The 15,677-nt window shown below is 67.7% G+C and carries 16 protein-coding genes and 5 pseudogenes; 9 read left to right on the top strand and 12 right to left on the bottom strand.

The window, feature by feature from the left end; genetic code table 11:
• Positions 1-155 precede the first annotated feature (155 nt).
• Positions 156-954, top strand: a pseudogene (locus V2J85_RS29060) (IS5 family transposase).
• Positions 955-958: 4 nt separating this feature from the next.
• On the opposite strand, the pseudogene V2J85_RS29055 reads toward V2J85_RS29060, so the two are convergent.
• From V2J85_RS29055 to V2J85_RS29045, 3 genes and pseudogenes are all read right to left on the bottom strand, one after another.
• A pseudogene (locus V2J85_RS29055) lies at positions 959-1,345 on the bottom strand (SDR family NAD(P)-dependent oxidoreductase); the annotation flags it as partial.
• Positions 1,346-1,523: 178 nt separating this feature from the next.
• A complete protein-coding gene (locus V2J85_RS29050) occupies positions 1,524-1,988 on the bottom strand; it encodes a serine integrase family protein (protein ID WP_261953912.1) in 465 nt (154 codons plus the stop codon).
• The gene (locus tag V2J85_RS29045) at positions 1,907-2,269 is read right to left on the bottom strand and encodes a recombinase family protein (protein WP_330823184.1); all 363 of its coding nucleotides are present in this window, start codon (positions 2,267-2,269) and stop codon (positions 1,907-1,909) included. Before V2J85_RS29045 ends, V2J85_RS29050 begins: the two co-directional genes overlap by 82 nt.
• 431 nt (positions 2,270-2,700) lie before the next feature.
• On the opposite strand from V2J85_RS29045, the gene V2J85_RS29040 reads away from it, so the two are divergent.
• Complete coding sequence (locus tag V2J85_RS29040) at positions 2,701-3,549, top strand: oxidoreductase (RefSeq protein ID WP_261953910.1); 849 nt, start codon at positions 2,701-2,703, stop codon at positions 3,547-3,549.
• The gene (locus V2J85_RS29035; RefSeq protein WP_261953909.1) at positions 3,549-4,163 is read left to right on the top strand and encodes a TetR/AcrR family transcriptional regulator; all 615 of its coding nucleotides are present in this window, start codon (positions 3,549-3,551) and stop codon (positions 4,161-4,163) included. The genes V2J85_RS29040 and V2J85_RS29035 overlap by 1 nt, the downstream gene beginning before the upstream one ends.
• Positions 4,164-4,462: 299 nt before the next feature.
• Here the strand turns inward: V2J85_RS29035 and V2J85_RS29030 are convergent.
• From V2J85_RS29030 to V2J85_RS29000, 6 genes and pseudogenes are all read right to left on the bottom strand, one after another.
• Positions 4,463-4,672: pseudogene (locus V2J85_RS29030) on the bottom strand (aromatic-ring hydroxylase C-terminal domain-containing protein); the annotation flags it as partial.
• A 1,171-nt stretch (positions 4,673-5,843) separates the two neighbouring features.
• Positions 5,844-6,677: a PIG-L family deacetylase gene (locus tag V2J85_RS29025; RefSeq protein ID WP_330823183.1), complete on the bottom strand. Its 834-nt coding sequence runs from the start codon at positions 6,675-6,677 to the stop codon at positions 5,844-5,846.
• A gap of 659 nt (positions 6,678-7,336) precedes the next feature.
• On the bottom strand, positions 7,337-7,396 hold the full coding sequence (locus V2J85_RS29020; RefSeq protein WP_330823227.1) for a hypothetical protein: 60 nt from the start codon (positions 7,394-7,396) through the stop codon (positions 7,337-7,339).
• Between the two features lie 300 nt (positions 7,397-7,696).
• Positions 7,697-7,906: a DUF6243 family protein gene (locus V2J85_RS29010; RefSeq protein WP_261953906.1), complete on the bottom strand. Its 210-nt coding sequence runs from the start codon at positions 7,904-7,906 to the stop codon at positions 7,697-7,699.
• Positions 7,907-8,227: 321 nt separating this feature from the next.
• The gene (locus V2J85_RS29005) at positions 8,228-9,160 is read right to left on the bottom strand and encodes a hypothetical protein (protein WP_330823182.1); all 933 of its coding nucleotides are present in this window, start codon (positions 9,158-9,160) and stop codon (positions 8,228-8,230) included.
• Between the two features lie 211 nt (positions 9,161-9,371).
• Entirely contained in the window at positions 9,372-10,211 is an 840-nt protein-coding gene (locus V2J85_RS29000) for an IS5 family transposase (protein WP_330823181.1), read from the bottom strand.
• A gap of 133 nt (positions 10,212-10,344) precedes the next feature.
• Here V2J85_RS29000 and V2J85_RS28995 point away from each other — a divergent pair, with 133 nt between their 5' ends.
• Positions 10,345-10,509, top strand: coding sequence for a LapA family protein (locus V2J85_RS28995; protein ID WP_261953905.1), 165 nt, complete (start codon positions 10,345-10,347; stop codon positions 10,507-10,509).
• Positions 10,510-10,553: 44 nt separating this feature from the next.
• Here V2J85_RS28995 and V2J85_RS28990 read toward each other — a convergent pair whose 3' ends face one another.
• Positions 10,554-11,564: an aldo/keto reductase gene (locus V2J85_RS28990; RefSeq protein ID WP_330823180.1), complete on the bottom strand. Its 1,011-nt coding sequence runs from the start codon at positions 11,562-11,564 to the stop codon at positions 10,554-10,556.
• Positions 11,565-12,442: 878 nt separating this feature from the next.
• On the opposite strand from V2J85_RS28990, the pseudogene V2J85_RS28985 reads away from it, so the two are divergent.
• A pseudogene (locus V2J85_RS28985) lies at positions 12,443-12,752 on the top strand (cytidine deaminase); the annotation flags it as partial.
• Between the two features lie 71 nt (positions 12,753-12,823).
• Here V2J85_RS28985 and V2J85_RS28980 read toward each other — a convergent pair.
• Both V2J85_RS28980 and V2J85_RS28975 read right to left on the bottom strand, forming a co-directional pair.
• Positions 12,824-13,167, bottom strand: a pseudogene (locus V2J85_RS28980) (helix-turn-helix domain-containing protein); the annotation flags it as partial.
• A gap of 188 nt (positions 13,168-13,355) precedes the next feature.
• Positions 13,356-13,904, bottom strand: a complete 549-nt coding sequence (locus V2J85_RS28975; protein WP_330823179.1) for an SMI1/KNR4 family protein — start codon at positions 13,902-13,904, stop codon at positions 13,356-13,358.
• 98 nt (positions 13,905-14,002) lie between these two features.
• On the opposite strand from V2J85_RS28975, the gene V2J85_RS28970 reads away from it, so the two are divergent.
• From V2J85_RS28970 to V2J85_RS28955, 4 genes are all read left to right on the top strand, one after another.
• Positions 14,003-14,482 (top strand): helix-turn-helix domain-containing protein, encoded by a 480-nt coding sequence (locus V2J85_RS28970; RefSeq protein WP_330823178.1) that lies wholly within the window; start codon positions 14,003-14,005, stop codon positions 14,480-14,482.
• Positions 14,483-14,617: 135 nt separating this feature from the next.
• Entirely contained in the window at positions 14,618-15,070 is a 453-nt protein-coding gene (locus V2J85_RS28965; RefSeq protein ID WP_261953902.1) for a hypothetical protein, read from the top strand.
• Complete coding sequence (locus V2J85_RS28960; protein ID WP_261953901.1) at positions 15,070-15,381, top strand: transcriptional regulator; 312 nt, start codon at positions 15,070-15,072, stop codon at positions 15,379-15,381. Before V2J85_RS28965 ends, V2J85_RS28960 begins: the two co-directional genes overlap by 1 nt.
• Before the next feature lie 84 nt (positions 15,382-15,465).
• On the top strand, positions 15,466-15,594 hold the full coding sequence (locus V2J85_RS28955) for a hypothetical protein (RefSeq protein ID WP_261953900.1): 129 nt from the start codon (positions 15,466-15,468) through the stop codon (positions 15,592-15,594).
• Positions 15,595-15,677 lie beyond the last annotated feature (83 nt).

Raw genomic sequence — 15,677 nt, 5'->3', positions numbered from 1 at the left:
GTTCATCGCGCCCAGGCAGTCGGTGTCATCCAAGAGGCCGCGCATATAGGCGGCGCGGGGAGCCCTGACAGCAAGGCAGGCACAGGTTCCGGTGATCATGGAATTGCGGCGCTCTGTGATCACTGGGGGGACCTGTGCCCGTGCTTCCATAACGGCTGGCCGACTCGCTCTGGGACCAATTCGCGGCGTTACTGCCCGAGCGCCCGGCGGTCGATCCGTCCCATCCGCTGGGCTGCCACCGGCCCGCATCGGCGACCGGATCGTGTTCGACAAGCTGCTGCAACTGCTGCGGTTCGGCTGCTCCTACCAGGCGATCGCCGACACGACCTGCTCAGCGACCACCATCCGCAACCGCCGTGACGAGTGGATCCGGCTCGGCCTCTTCGCCGGGCTCAGACATATCGCGCTGGATGCCTACGACCGGATCGTCGAGCTGGTGCTCGACCAGATCGCCGTCGACGGCTCCATCACCAAGGCCCCCGGCGGCGGCGAAGTCGCCGGACGCTCTCCGTAAACTGGGCCTGAAACGCTCGCGCATGACGGATGGTTATGGAGTTCCGCTCGGCCGGGGCGAACCGCCACGACTCCCCGCTGCTTGCCCCGACCCTGGACCTGCTGGACGACCTCGGGCCGCTGCCCCATGACATTACCGTGCACCTGGACGCCGGCTACGACTCGGACAAGACCCGCACCGAACTCACCGTCCGCAAGGTGCACGGCCGCATCGCGCACGAGGGCGAGAAGGCACCGATCCAGGCGAGCCAGCGGTGATACGTCGAGCGCACCCATGCCTGACAGAACGCTTTCCACCGGCTCGCCCGCTGCTACGAACGCCGCACTACCGTCATCAACGCCTTCTTCGACCTGACCGACACGATCATCACCGTCCGCAGTCCGATCCGACGGGCATGGACCACCCACCGCTGGGACGCCCGCCCCCGACGCCGCCCATAACTGATCACCAGGGCACGGGCGTTCCGTCCCAGGAGAAGAAGCCACCGGTGGGGCCGTCGTCCGGCAGCAGGGCCAGGCGGAGGGCACCCTGGGCGGCCTCGGCCGGGTCGCCGCCGGCAGCGGCAGCCCGGGGGTTGAGGTCGGCGGCCCGCAAGCCGGGGGCGAGCGCGTTGACCTTGAAGCCGTCCTCGGCCAGCGTCTGGGCGTAGAGGAGGGTGAGGACGTTGAGGGCGGCCTTGGACGACCGGTAGGCGGTGGCGCCGCCGCTTCCCGGGGTGAACTGGGGGTTAGGGGCGGTGCTCCAGGTCAGCGACGCGGTGCCACTGGAGATGTTGACGATGCGTGGGCGCGGGGACCGGCGCAGGGTGGGCAGGAAGGCATTGGTCACGGCCCTGTCCTCGTATAGCTACGGCCAGGTGGCGAGTAGCCCTGTGTAGCGTTCTGGGCCGCAGTCTCGGCGGTCTATCAGCGCCGAGCGCCGTCGAGAGGCTGGCAGTGGGCGAGTAGTGCCCGGTGTACCGAGGGCACGGCGCTGACGCGCAACGTGTAGCCCTGACCTCGCCGTACAGTCACGCCTTGGTCGAGCGCGGCGCGCTCCGCGTCGTCCAGTTCGGCCGCGAGTAGAAGTCGGCGACCTTGCCCGGCATGTCGAGGGCGACCGCCAGCTCCGAGGCCGGGACGTCCTGGTGGACGGCGGCACGCTCGGGCATGAGGTCGGCAACGGCCGTGCGGATGGCACCGCGGCTGACGTCGTGTTCGCGGGCAAGACTGGCGATGGACTGGCCGTCCAGGTACGCGGCGCGTACGGCGGCGGCCTTCGTTGCCGTGACGACTGGGCGTCGGCCGCCCTTGTTGCCCTTCGTCTCGGCGGCCCGCAGCCCGTCGTACGTCAGCTCGCGCTGGAGGTCACGCTGGAGTTCGCCGGCGGCGGCGAGGGTCTGCACCATGAACTTCACGGTGGACAGCAGTTCTCCGGTGCGCGGGTGGCGGGCGGTGAGGTCCATCGCGGAGAACGCGCCGTCGTGGATGTGCACAGGGCGAGGCGGCCGGCGTGGAGGACGTCGAGCACGTCGAGGATGTGCTGGGTGCCGCGCACGAGGCGGAACATCTCGGAGATGTGCACGGTGTCGCCCGGCCGTGCGTAGGCGAGCAGCTCGCCGAACTTCGTTCGTTGCAGCGGGTGGAGGCGGCTGGAGGTGTCGGCCTCTTCCTCGAAGACGATCGGGTCCTCGATCCCGGCCTCGTCGAGCACGAGGTTTTGACGGCCGGTCGACTGCTGGTCGGTCGATACTCGCTTGTAGGCCAGGTCGGCCATGCCGCTCCCCTGTTTCGATGTCGCATTCGCCCCTAGCTGTCAGCAAACCCTGTCATCAGCCTCCATCGGATCTCATGGGATCCGAGCCGCGAACAGGCCCTGAAAAGTCCGGGTTCATTGGACGCCCGTCTCGCCTGTCGTCATTCGATCGTTTGACGACAGCCGAGGCAGCCTGCCGGTGGTCAGGCCCCGCATCTTCTCTCAGGCTCTCGCTGGGTGTCCCCGTGATGAGCGGGGTGCGGTTCTGGTTGGCGGCCTGGCTGCTGGGCCTTGACGGCGCCAATCCGGGCGGTGCGCGGCACGCGGATGGCCTGGGGGTTCCATTCCGTGAGCGCCACCAGAATCGACGCGGTAACGATAAAAATCGACACGGTGTAGACTTTTTCCGAAGAGGGCGACCTGACTCCTCGCGAGACCTCTCTGGAGGAACAATGGAGAAGCGGAACTGGCTCATCACCGGTGTCAGCACGGGCCTGGGGCGCGCTTTCGCCCAAGCCGCCCTGGCCGTCGGGCACACCGTCATCGGCACCGTCCGCTCCGAGAAGGACCTGCGGGCCTTCGAAGAGCTCAGGCCCGGGCACGCTCACGGCCGCATCCTGGACGTGACGGACGGTGACGCCGTCTCCGGCGCGGTCGCGGAGGTCGAGCGGAGCGTCGGCCCTCTGGACGTCGTCGTCGCCAACGCCGGCTACGGCCTGGAGGGGACCTTCGAGGAAACCCCGCTGGCCGAGGTGCGCCGGCAGTTCGAGGTGAACGTGTTCGGGGCGGTGGCCACCCTGCAGGCGGCGCTGCCCCACATGCGCCGACGCCGCCGCGGACACCTGATGGCCGTCACCTCCATGGGCGGGCTTATGGCCGTGCCCGGCATGTCCGCCTACTGCGGCAGCAAGTTCGCCCTGGAAGGCATCCTCGAAGCACTGGGCAAGGAGGTCGCACAGTTCGGGATCCACGTGACGGCGATCGAGCCCGGCTCCTTCCGCACCGACTGGGCCGGACGGTCCATGACACGCGCCGCGCGGACCGTCGACGACTACGACGAGTTGTTCGATCCCATCCGCGAAGCGCGGCAGAAGGCCAACGGGAACCAGCTCGGCAACCCGACCAAGGCGGGGGAAGCGGTCGTGCACATCACGACGGTCGACCAGCCGCCGGCCCACCTCGTCCTGGGCTCGGACGCGCTGCGGCTGGTCACCGCCGCGCGCACGGCCGTGGACGAGGACATCCGCGCGTGGGAGACACTCTCGCGTACGACCGACTTCGCCGAGGGCGCTCAGCTCTGATGCCCGGCCACCATTCCGCGCGCAGCCGTCGCACCACCGAGCGCAAGGGGGATGTCCGGGAGCGGGCCATCCTCGACACCTGCGAAGCCCTGCTGGCGCACAAGGGCTACGACGCCATGACCGTCGGCGACATCGCCCAGGGCGCCGGCATCACACGCGGGGCCCTGTACTTCTACTTCGGCTCCAAGCAAGAAGTGGTCACGGCACTCGTGGCCCGGACCGTCGAGCACCTGTGGGAACGGTCCCGGGTCACCGCGCAGACCGACGAGCCACGCCAGGCCATCGCAGCAGCCATGCAGCGCACGGTCGAGCTGTGGAACGAACACGGCCCGGTCATGCGCACGGCGATCGACCTGTCGTTGACCGTGCCGGAGATCGGTGAACTGTGGAAGCACACGGCTGACCTGTTCATCGCGGCCATCACCGCCGTCCTGGAACGCGCCGGCGTCCAGGCCGGCGCTGCACCGGACCAGGCCTCGGCGATGGCACGCGCGCTGTGCTGGATGATCGAGCGGACCTTCTACCACGCTTCACAGGAATCCCGCGAGAAGCTCCAAGAGGCGTCGGCGACATGCGAACACATCTGGCTGACCAGCGCCGGCCTGATCACGTGAGGTATCTGCCCTGGACGCGGTGAGGCTCGGAACCATGAAGTCCGGGTCGAGCCTTCTGGGCCGACCGCGGCTACGCCGCTGAGCTCGTGGACTGGGCCCGCGAACGCCGCTGGCTCCCCCTGCGCGTCCTCTCCAGACCGAGAGGCGCGAAGGGCTTCGTCGTCCTGCCCCACCGTTGGAAGGTCGAGCGAACGATCGGCTGATATATGAACGCCCGCCGCGATGCGCGCGACTACGAGAGGCTGCCCCAGCCCTCCGAAGCCCATCTGAACCGGGTACTCATCAACGCGGACAGGGGGTCAGCCCACCGGCTCGTGCTCGGGTGAGGACGACGGAGCGCCGGCCCATCGGTGGAGGGCAGCATCGAGGCGGGTGACTGCGGCGATGTCGGAGGCCCAGGCGACCACGCCGTCCGGGCGTACCAACACTCCGGTCGGCGTCGCGCGGTCGTCGCTCACGCTGCTCACTCGCCCGGCCCAGGCCGCGGCCAGGCAGGCGAACGCGCCGTCCGGAGTGCGGTCGACCCTACCGGGTTCTCATCGGCGACCGACCGTTCATAGAGGGGGCGCTGCGGGATTCTCCGCAGCGGCCCCTCCAAACTTGCTCCCCCGGGTAGCCTCGTACACGTGACCGCATCGTCGGAAATGTTCGTCAACGAAGGCGTCTTCGGCGTCTCAGACGACGCCCCAGTGCCCATGGAAACGGTGCGATGGTCAAACGGCCTCGCCGCTCCGATGGACCACGGAGCATGGATCCTCACCGGCATCAACACCGGCCACGTGCGAGTAGAAGCCCGCTGCTATGACCCCGCACCGCCCGTTGAGGCGACCGACTGGGAAGAGATCGTAGAGATCAGCGTGCGGTCGACCACAGGCGACCTGCGAATCAACTCCGGCTACGAGATCGCGCCGGACGCTCTCCCTGTGCTTAACCCCCAGGGGCCCGGCTGGTACCGAATGCGCGCGTTCACGCATCGGGGCGCTCGATCAACCTGGACGGGGTCAGCGACGAGCCGGTCGAGGACTACCTCATTACCGTCTGGCCCCAGGAGCCGACGGAGTCCGTCGTCATCCGCACCAGCAAGATGATCGACGAGGCACTGCTGGCCAATGCCGACACCACATCCGAAGAGACCATTTCTCACGCCACCCCGGAGCCGGAGGACGCAGCCGAAAGAGATAGAAGGGCTGACGCACGAGCACGCCTTCTGCGTTCACTGCAGGATGACTGATCCACGTGCGGCGCCGTCCTCGTTTGCTGCCCCATTCAGCTTGTGGCTGGTGGTTCGGAGCCCGAGCGGCCGGCACAGGCGTGCACCAAGATCGAAATCACGGAGTGCCGTATGGCCTCGGTGGCTGTCGTCGCTGCTCAGTAACCTGATGGCAGTTAAGGGGGTATGGAAGATCCGGGCGTCGAATCCGTCAGGTACAGCGCTCCGTGCGAGGGCTGCTGGGAGCTGCTCGAGCGCTGGGGGCGGGCACGGGGAGCCGTTACACCCCGCTACCCGCAAGGGCAGGCCCCGGGGGGCCAACCCCGCGGGCGCGGGCACGCGTCGACGTGGCCGGCGAGTGCCTGGACCCAGGCTGCCGGAGCGGAACTCGCGTCGACAAGCCTCCGGGTGTGTGCTCGATCACGCCGTGCGGCCGATGAGTCTTCTCGCACCCCGGCCGGACGGGCGGATTAGCGCAGTCCGGCGAAGAGATCGTTCTCGGGTACGGTCGCGCCGGTGGCGTCCTTGACGCGTACGAAGGTCTCCATTCCCATCAACTCGCCGAACCTCTCCTTGCCCATCTTGAGGAAGAAGATGTTCTCGCCCTGACTGGCGTGCGCGGCCAGGGCATCGAACTTCTGACCGCTGAATGCGGTGGTGTCCACCCACGTGGTGATCTCATCGTCGGGGAGGCCGATCTCGGCTATCGCAGCGGCCTCGGCAGGATCCGGCTCCGGCATGTCCCCCTGAAACTCGCGCATGGTCTCCCCGAACCGCTGCATCATCGAGCGGGGCATCGTCGTCCAGTACACCTTCGGGGTCAGCCCGGTCATCTCCAGCGCCGCCATCGTGATGCGGTGGGCCTGGATGTGGTCGGGGTGGCCGTAGAAGCCGTTCTCGTCGTAGGTGACGACCACATCGGGTCGGTAGTGCCGCATGAGTTCCGCGAGTCGGGCGGCGCCTACCTCCACGGGGGTCTGCCAGAAGGAGCCGGGGGCGTCGTTGCTCGGCCAGCCGATCATCCCGGAGTCGGCATAGTCCAGCATCTCCAGATCGCTGACCTTCAGGACGTCACAGCTCGCCTCAAGTTCTTGACGGCGCATCAAGGCGACGACCGCCGGATCGTGCCCGGGGTCGCCCGGCTTGACACCCCCCGGTCCGTCACCGCAACCGCCGTCGGTACACGTCACGAGAACCGTGCGGATGCCCTCCGCCGCGTACCGCGCGAGAACCCCTCCGGTCCCAGTGGCCTCGTCGTCGGGATGGGCGTGCACTGCCATGAGCGTCAAGGGCCGGTCAGTCATGAACAAGTCCTCCTGCGGAAATACATCCTGGTCTGAGTGCGCGGCGGGCGTACCGCGATCCTTGGGGCCCGGATCCTGGTGGGGCGGACGACCTTGTGGTCTCCGTGCTCCCCGCCCGTGCGGCTCGGCCCCTCGGTCGATGCAACCGTGCCGGCCGCCCCGGCTGTTCCCGGCGCGGCCGTGGCCTTCCAGGCGCCAGCGTTTCAACGTGGACGAGGTACGGGCGCGACGTGCCGTCCTGTGTCACTGCGTCTGGCGTGTGGTGGGTTGCTGACCAGCGCGTTTGCCAGGTCGTTTGAGACCGACTGTGGCCGGCGTTCTCAAGCGACCTGGCTTTCGCGGAAGTCTCGTTCGCGAGGGATGACTGGAGCGCCGCCAAAATCGCCAACAATATCCGACGGAGATCGCCGTTCTCCATGGTGCTGCGATGCAAAAATGCCCCGAACCCGTCCTCGCCGCCTCGGATCTGCACGTGGTGATGTGCTGTGCAATGTGCGCCTTGACCCTGTACGCGGTACTGAGATGCACTGTTGATGGGGAGTCGAACCCCCACGTTGCTCATCACGCGCCAGGAGTGGGCTGGAAAGCCGCCAGCCCTCGGTGGGTGCACGCCTCCGAAGCTGCTACCTGCTCCACATCGTCCCAGCCGGCTGGGACGCTCAGTCCAGCAGATCGACGTCCCAATTCGTACGCTGGATACGCACATCGACCTCACGGATCTCCCGGGCGAGTGCATCCGCCTGACCGCGCAGCAGTCCTCGCTGGCCGTGGGGGTGGCGGCGCTCGGCACGCTCTTCCTGGCGGTGTCGCCCGGGCTGGGCACGGGGAACGCGCTGGTGGTGACGCTGCTGGTGCAGCTCGGGGTGGTGGCGGTGACGGGGCTGCTGAATCTGTGGCTGCCCCGGGTGGTCGGCCGAGAGCTGAGCGGGACCGGCCGTGCCCGATACGGCAGCAGGGCCCGGACCGCGCGTCGCGGTCCGGGCCCTTCCCCGGCGGTGCCGCCCTGCGGCGGCGGTGCGTCAGCTCTGTGCGGTGTCGTCGCCCGTCTGCCTGGCGCCCTCAGCTGTGCCTGCCCTCTCGCGCATCTTGCGCACCAGCTCCGCCTTCTGGTCGGCGGCACCCTGGCGGTCGAGGTTGCGGTGCGGACCGTTGTTCTGCCGTTCGGCGCGGGACAGCTTCTTGCGCTGGCCGCCGCCCATGCCCACGGGGTTGTTGATGTTCTTGCTCACGGGTTCTCCCGGAATGTTGTGAAGTGATCTACGGATTCATCGGTGGGGGACGGGCACGGCGACGTCGAAGGACGTCAGCAGGGGCCCATCACGCTCTCACTCGTAAATCGGCGTCTGGAAGAACATGAGCAAGACGTTACCTGGTCCCGTCGGCTCCGCATACCAAGGTTTTCGCCGTCCCGGCGTCGGCCGGTTCTTCGGTGAGCGCCCAGGGGCAGCCGTTTCCTTCCAGAGCCGGCGGGGGCTCTGCAGCGCCATTCCTGTCACGCCCCTGCCACGCTGAAGCGGAGCGAAGAACGTGGCCCGGCTCGCGTTACGGGCTCACGAATACGGCTGCTTGTCCTGTGCTTCCGCAGGCCCGTCGGCGACTTGCTCAATGAGCCGTCGCCGGTCCTTCGGCCCGGAGGCGTAGGCATCCATGCCTGCGGCGGCCAAGGGATGAAGGGGATCTGTCTCGAGATCGCCGTGCAGGCGCAGCAGTACATGGTCGTCACCGGCCAGGCAGTCGGTGTACGGAAAGGTGTGCGACAGCAGGCAGGCGAAATCATCGCAAGCCGCCCGGACGTCCACCCTGTCGAGGCCGAGCCAGACGTGCAGCGTGCCGTCCTGAACCGTCAGCTCGATGTCGATGCGGGTATCGGCCGCCTCGGCGGCGTCGCCGCACCACTTCAGGGTCTCGTCCAGCGCGCCGAGGTGGATGGGGAGCGGGCGGAAGACCTCCTGACGCATGTCGTCGCGGACCGTGATGCCGGTGGCCGGGGCCTGATCGCGCCACCAGTCCTGCACGACGTCGCGAACGGAGGCGGCCTGCGGCCCGCTGCTCAGCGCTCGCCGTACGGCGTCCGCCGCGTTTCGCCGAACCACGCTCGCGACGTCGGGTCCAGGGTCGGCAGCCATACGGCGTAGCAGCGATCCAGGCCCGAGTCGGGTGTCGTCGAGGACCTTCGGGTACAGCTCGCGCAGCGCGTCCGGTACGGCTGTGCCGTCCGCCCCAAGCAGGGGGCGGATGCGTTCTGCCCAGGCAAGAAACGCCTCGGTGTCACCGGTGGTGAGGAGGTCGGTGCCGAGGTCGCCGCGGGCGAGCATGCGGGCGCGCTGCCTTTCCGTCGGCTGGCCGAGGCCATCGAGTTGGGCGCGCAGGAGGAAGACGAGCAGGTCCCGTTCCGGTGCGGGGCGGATGGTGGTTGCTGCGGGTTCACCGGCACCGCGCCGGTTCGACGGTCGCCAAGGTCCGCAGCCGGGCGACAGTGACACGCGTGACCGAGCCAGCTGTCGCGGTACACCCACTCGTCATCGATCACCTGAACGCCCCGGCATCTGTGGAATTTGACGTACCGCCCGAGACGCGGTGTCCTGCGTCCAGGACCAGGAACACGAGTGGCAGCGGCGCTGCCTCTACCCCCGCCAGTGACTTCGAACTCGGCTGCGGTAAGGCTTAGAGATTCCGCGGGTAGAGGACAAGGCGTCATGGTGGGCGGGCTGGCCGTGTGTCCCAGCGTTGGCTGGTCCAGGCTTCGCGGACGAGGCGTCGGATCACGATGATCGCGGTCATCAACGCGAGCAGTGCGTTGATGACGACCGCTCGACGTTCCGTGCAGGACAGGGTGAAGTTGAAGCCGCGGCTGTACCAGGAGTTGGTGCGCTCGACGGCCCAGCGGCGAGTGTGGTTGATCGGGATCACGACGCCCTTGGGCTGGATCCGCCACTCGCAGCCGAGATCGGTCAGCAGTTTGCGGGTGACCGTGGAGTCGTAGCCCGCGTCAAGGTGCACCGTGATCTGCTCAGGCAACGCGAGCTCGAAACGCCCCAGCTTCTCCAGCGTCGGGCGCAGGAACGGGGAGTCGTGCCGGTTCGCGCCGGTCACCACACAGCCCAGCGGGATCCCGCGTCCGTCGGTCATCCGCGACCACTTGATCCCGAGTTTTCCCCGGTCAATCGGTGATTTCCCGGCGACCTCGCCACCGCAGGGCGCCTTGGTGATCTGCCCGTCGACGGTGATGTCGGCCAGGTCCAGGCCCACGACACGGTCGTAGGTCTCCAACACGATCTGCTCCAGCCCTGCGAAGACACCGGCCGCGATCCACTCGTTGCGTCGGGTTCTCATCGTGGTTGCCGAGCACGATTGATCGGCGTGCTTCGCGTACGAGCCGCCGAAGACGAGTTTCGCGACGAGCTTGTCGAACACGATCCGGTCCGGGATCCGTGGGTTGTGACAGCCCCACGGATGTGTCTCGAGATGCGGTGGCAGGAGGGCCTCGAACTGGACCCACAAAGGCTCGATCGCCCATGCTTCGACGGCGGGCACCGGTGCTCCGATTTCAGATGTAGAGATGTAATAGGAGTCCCACGTCAAAACGGATCCCGGTCCCCACGTCACATCGGCCTGACGCCCCTACCCGCGAAATCTCTTACCAATTGACCAAACTCAGGAGCAGTCGGTGGACGTCAGCTACTTCGGTGCCCACGGGCACGTTCCGCTGCGCGTGGCCCTGCTGCTGGCCGCGGTGGCGGGCATCCTGCTCACCGCGCCGGCGGGCCGCGCGCAGATCATGCAGTTGCGCGCGACCGCCCGCAAGCACCGCGGGCCCACCACAGGGCTGTGAAGGCCGAGGCCAAGGACTCGTCGAAGGCCCGGCGGTAGCCCGGACTACCGGGAGCCCGCCACAGGGCGCGACTTGTAGAAGGACTCCTCCAGGTAGGCGACCTCGTGCGGCTGGTAGGGCTCCTCCAAGTAGGCGGCCTCGTCTTCGTCGAGTTCGACGTCCACCGCGGCGACCGCGTCGGCCAGCTGGGCCGGCTTGGTGACCCCGACGATGGGCGAGGTCACCGCCGGGTTGCGCATGACCCAGGCCAGGGCGACCTGGGCCGGGGACAGACCCCGCTTGCCCGCGATCTCGTGGACGCGCTCGGCCACTGCCTGGTCCCCGTCGCGGTAGAGGATCTTGCCGCCCTCGTCGGTCTCGGCACGCGCCGTGGCGGTGTCCCGGACCCGCGTCAGCCTGCCCCGCGCCAGCGGGCTCCACGGGATCACGCCGATGCCCTGGTCGGCGCAGAGCGGGAGCATCTCCCGCTCTGCTTCTCGGTGGATGAGGTTGTAGTGGTCCTGCATCGACACGAACCGGGTCCAGCCGTTCAGGTCAGCCAGGTACAGAGCCTTGGCGAACTGCCAGGCGTACATGGAAGAGGCTCCGATGTAGCGGACCTTCCCGGACTTGACCGCATCGTGCAGCGCCTCGAGGGTTTCCTCGATCGGGGTGTCGTAGTCCCAGCGGTGGATCTGGTACAGGTCGATGTAGTCGGTCCCCAGCCGCTTCAGGGAGGCGTCGAGCTCGGCGAAGATCGCCTTGCGGGACAGCCCGGCGCCGTTCGGGCCGGGGCGCATCCGCATCCAGACCTTGGTGGAGAGAACGACCTCCTCGCGCCGGGTGAAGTCCTTGACCGCCTGGCCGACGATCTCCTCGCTGCTTCCGGCGCTGTACCCATTGGCCGTGTCGAGGAAGTTGACGCCGCCCTCGAGGGCCTGCTTGATGATGTCCCGGCTGGCGTCCGCGCCCAGCGACCAGGGCTCGCCGCCCCGGTCCGGCTCGCCGAAGCTCATGCAGCCGAGGGCGATGGCGGAGACTTCCAGTCCGGTCGTTCCGAGTTTGATGTATCGCATGCTTCCGAAGCTAGGAGTTGGAGTGCGCTCTAACGCAATACGTCTCGGTCCGGAATTCGGAGGCGTGGGGCATGTGCGCCCTGTCAGGTTTCGACCGTTTCGGCCAGACGTACCAGAGAACCCAGTGGTAGCGAGTAACAAACTGTCAATTCTCGGCCGAGCGTGTGGGGCACTACTCAGCCCCCCGACGGCAAAGCCACCCTCGCGGGTCCGTCGCCACGACCGATCATCGCTCGATCACTAAGAGATTCCGCTGGTCCGGGCGGCGGTATCGCGGCGCTCGCGACGGCGCCCCTACCCGCGGGATCTCTTACTTGCGGATGGGTAACGTCACAGAGCACGTCCAACTGGTGCTTGCTACAACGCTCCTTGTTGCCGTCCTCGGGACACTGGCCATCAACGCATTGGCGGTGGCGCGAACCCCTTGCCTGTGACGGTTGCAGGGGCAGCCCGACAAGGGTTTGGCGGTGGCAGCCCTCGCCACGGTCACAGGAAGCGGTCTTGCCATTTGGCTCACATCCCGATGATGACCCTCCGGACAACCGGGCACCGATCAGGGGAAGGGGCTTCGGAACGTAGGGGCAAATCCGTTTCTACGTCGCACTACCGACTTGCCGCTAGACCTCGATGAGTGGATCACTCGTCGAGAGGGGGTGCAGCTGGAAGCGTTTGGAGTGCCCCCGAGCATCTGTGCCATGTCGTACCGCAGGACTCGCACGCCAACACCACAGATCACGGACCAAGATCCGGACCAGGTGCGGACCAACTCGGCTCAGCGGCAGACGATTCCACCCTTTGCCACAGGTCAGAGGCGACGGTGAGCGTGTACCACCAGCAGACGAAGAACCTGATGGCTGGTGCTTCAGCAAGGATGATGGGCTCGCGACCAGGACTGCCGGATCGTCACCGCAATGAACGCCCACCACTTCATCGAAGGCCCCTGCGCCGAGCTGGTACTCATCGGCACCGCAGCCGCCCAGGCCGCCTACGAGCTGGACACAACCGTCGCCGTGGGCGACCACGACCGCGGGGTCACCCCCCGTGCGGCCGGTACCGCCCAGTACTCCTCGGCTACTCCCCCACCCTCAAGGTCATCGTCGGCGAAGACGACCGCATCCGAACCGCCTTCATCACCCACCTGCTCCCCGAAGCTATGTCTGAGCCGACCACCGGCTCGATGCCGAGTAAACCGCCACTCAGCACGAGCTGGCACCGGCACCGCCAGCCGCGTCACCAACCTGCCCGCACAACACACCCAGCTAGTGGATCCCCGGTTCCGGCTCCCGGTCACCGGCACCGGCCCCCGACGCCTTCACAAGCACCTCCCCGGACGCCGTCCGCACGTCAGCACCGCCCGCCCGGCCCGCCGCCGCTCCACCAGCCCCGCGTCCATCAGCACTCGCAGATGCCGCCCCACCGACCCCAGCCCCTGCCCCTGCCCCTGCCCCTGCCCGGTAACGGCGACCAGCTGAGTCGTACTCATGGGAGTTCCGAGCAACACCAGCAATCCGGCCCGCGCACTCCCGATGAGCGTCCCGAGCCCGGCTGGGACGGGCCGCCGGTCATGGTCCTCGGCGGGCACCCCAAGACACGGGTAGACGACGTCCTGGGGCCTCGTTGCCGCTGGTTCACCTCCGCTCGAGCGGAGGCCAACCGGAAGCTCTCCAGCGGCACCTCCGCCCCTTACGACTCTCCGACTGGTCCGTCGTTCCGCTCCATGCGTATGTGGATCTACCCCGCACTCTGGGATCCGGTCTTACGAACCGATCTTCCCTAGTAGGGGGCGCCGGCCTACATCACATGGAGTTGCCGGAACTCATGAACGGGGAGCGGGAAGCGTGAGAAAAGGATATTGGAGCGCAGGTCACCTGTGAGGGCGGAGGCCAGAAACCGTGTGCAGGTGTGAGGGAAGTGTTCCCAACGTTCGCCACGTGCCTCATTGACCATGACGGTCCAGCTTTCCGGATCTCGGCCGGGGCGGATGAGCCAGTAGAGACATTCCCCGTTGTCGGTGGTGGCCCAGGGGATGACCCGAACTCCTTCGTCCTCGAGTTCGGCCGGCTTCTTCTCGAACTCCCACAGACCTTCGAGCGCTTCGGCCTGCTGGTCTTCCCACTCGATGAGGTCGTAGTTGTCATTGGGGCAGCCGGGTTCCAGGACGTAGAGGTAGTCGTCCCAGTTGCTGCCTCCGTAGGTTTCGATGAGCTCTTTGTAGTCGGCTGGTAGCCGGATGCCGAGGGCATGCTCGGCGCTGGCCCAGTCCTTGTCTCTACGAACGGAGGGGGGCTGGATCAGTTCCGTGAGCTCTCCGATGGAGGAATTCATCAGGTTTCTTAACATGCGATGGTTTCTGCGGGCTGCGAGACGGGCCCCGGCCACAGATGGGATGGGGCAGAAGTCGGACCTGCCCCGGAGACGAGCACACGGTTTCCTCGCGTGTGACGACGAAGGAATGGGCCCGTGCGGCCTTGTCCCATCTTGCCTTCGCCGGCATCTCCCTTGCACATCTCGGCGGCTTGATCGAGGAGTTGGCCGGCCCGTGGACCGCGCGGTGTGAGTCCGCACTGCACGAACGGCGCGGCGGGCAGCACAAGCAACAGCCGGGCTCTGGGCCCAAGCACGACCTGGTCTTCACCGACCCAGTCCTGATCACCCTGATCCATCTGCGTCACCAGCTCCCGCACGCCGCTCTCGCCAGGCTGTACGGCCTGGAGCGCTCCACCATCGCCACGGGCGCCGCGGGCAATCGCGAACCGCGCCGCCCCCGGGCCCCGACCGGTTCGTCCCGGACCGCCGGGACGACACCCACCTCGGTTGCGGCGGCGGCCTGCACTACTGCCTCGGTACCGCCCTCGCCCGCGCGGAAGCGCCGATTGTGCGCACCGCGCTGGCCCGCGGGCTGGAGTCGCCGGGCCTGACCGCCGATCCGCGGGCTGCCTGAGCGCCGTCAGCGACCGGATACCCGCAGCCCCACCTTCTTTCTCGACAGGAAAGAAGGTGGTACTTTCTCCATGAGCAAGTACCTCGGACAACCAGCACGACCAGGGGGACCCATGACCTCGTACGACGCGCGGACCGCGCTCGACGCAATACACCAGCACCAGGAGCAGACCCGTGACGCGTATGTGCGCCACAGCTCCTCGCTCCCCTACATGCTCCTCACCGCGCTGGCCGTATTCGGCTTCAGCGCGGCCGTCGATCTTCCTAACCCCTGGCGCACCCTCACCCTCCTGGCGGCGGGTGCGCTGATGGCAGTCATGCTGTTCGTGCATCAGCGGCGGGCCCCGGTCCGCCGGAAGCCATCCGGTGCGGAGTGGGCGTTCTCCGTATGGGTGGGGGGCGTTGTCACCGTGATCCTCGTGGCGGCGGTGATCGGCGCCCGGCTGCTCAAGCTCCCGGAGCCCGGCGTGATCGCCGGCGCCGTCGCGGCCGTTGCGACCCTCGTGGCGGGGTATGTGACCCGCCCGATCATCAAGGCCATCACGCGCCGGGACGGCCACGTCTGATGGACCCGGACTTCGACGAGTTCCTGCACGTACCGGCCCGGCTCTCGGTCGTCGCGCTGCTGGCTCCGGCCGACTGGGTGGAGTTCGGCTTCGTACGGGACAAGGTGGAAACCAGCGACTCGGCCCTCTCCAAGCAGGTCGCCTCGCTGGCGGAGGCCGGGTACGTCGAGGTGCGCAAGACTCGAAACCGTACGGGGCGGCACACCCACGTCCGGCTCACCGCGCACGGCCGGTGGGCGTTCCAGCGGCACGCCGCGGCCCTGGAGAGGATTGTGGCGGCGGCACGCGAACCGCAGGAGCGAGGCGCGTGAGGCGGATGACCAAAGGGCTCGGAGCCAAGCCAGTTGACGGGGCGCCCTCCCCGGAGCGATTCGGGTGCGGGGCAGTGGTGCGCCGTGATCGCGCCCCCGTCCGGGACTGACCAGGAGACGCCGCAGGGGTGCGGCCAGGCAGCCCTACAGCACCACCTTGAGGCGTACCACGCGCTGCTGCGGGAGCTGACCGAGCAGGAGCAGCCGGCCTGAGGCAGGGCTGGTCCTGAACGCAAAACACGGCCCACACCCCCGGAGCACTCCGGGTGGTGCGGGCCTTGTGTGCGTCAGCTAAC

This window comes from Streptomyces bugieae (assembly GCF_036352915.1).
Classification (GTDB): domain Bacteria; phylum Actinomycetota; class Actinomycetes; order Streptomycetales; family Streptomycetaceae; genus Streptomyces; species Streptomyces endophytica.
The sequence above is the reverse complement of the archived record's forward strand: the minus strand, read 5'-3'. Positions and strand labels throughout refer to the sequence as shown.

Bases quoted from the DNA above. Each gene is read 5' to 3' on its own strand.
- V2J85_RS29045 (WP_330823184.1), bottom strand. From the start codon at position 2,269: ATGGCCGACCTGGCCTACAAGCGAGTATCGACCGACCAGCAGTCGACC.
- V2J85_RS29040 (WP_261953910.1), top strand. From the start codon at position 2,701: ATGGAGAAGCGGAACTGGCTCATCACCGGTGTCAGCACGGGCCTGGGG.
- V2J85_RS29035 (WP_261953909.1), top strand. From the start codon at position 3,549: ATGCCCGGCCACCATTCCGCGCGCAGCCGTCGCACCACCGAGCGCAAG.
- V2J85_RS29025 (WP_330823183.1), bottom strand. From the start codon at position 6,677: ATGACTGACCGGCCCTTGACGCTCATGGCAGTGCACGCCCATCCCGAC.
- V2J85_RS28990 (WP_330823180.1), bottom strand. From the start codon at position 11,564: ATGCGATACATCAAACTCGGAACGACCGGACTGGAAGTCTCCGCCATC.
- V2J85_RS28975 (WP_330823179.1), bottom strand. From the start codon at position 13,904: ATGTTAAGAAACCTGATGAATTCCTCCATCGGAGAGCTCACGGAACTG.
- V2J85_RS28965 (WP_261953902.1), top strand. From the start codon at position 14,618: ATGACCTCGTACGACGCGCGGACCGCGCTCGACGCAATACACCAGCAC.
- V2J85_RS28960 (WP_261953901.1), top strand. From the start codon at position 15,070: ATGGACCCGGACTTCGACGAGTTCCTGCACGTACCGGCCCGGCTCTCG.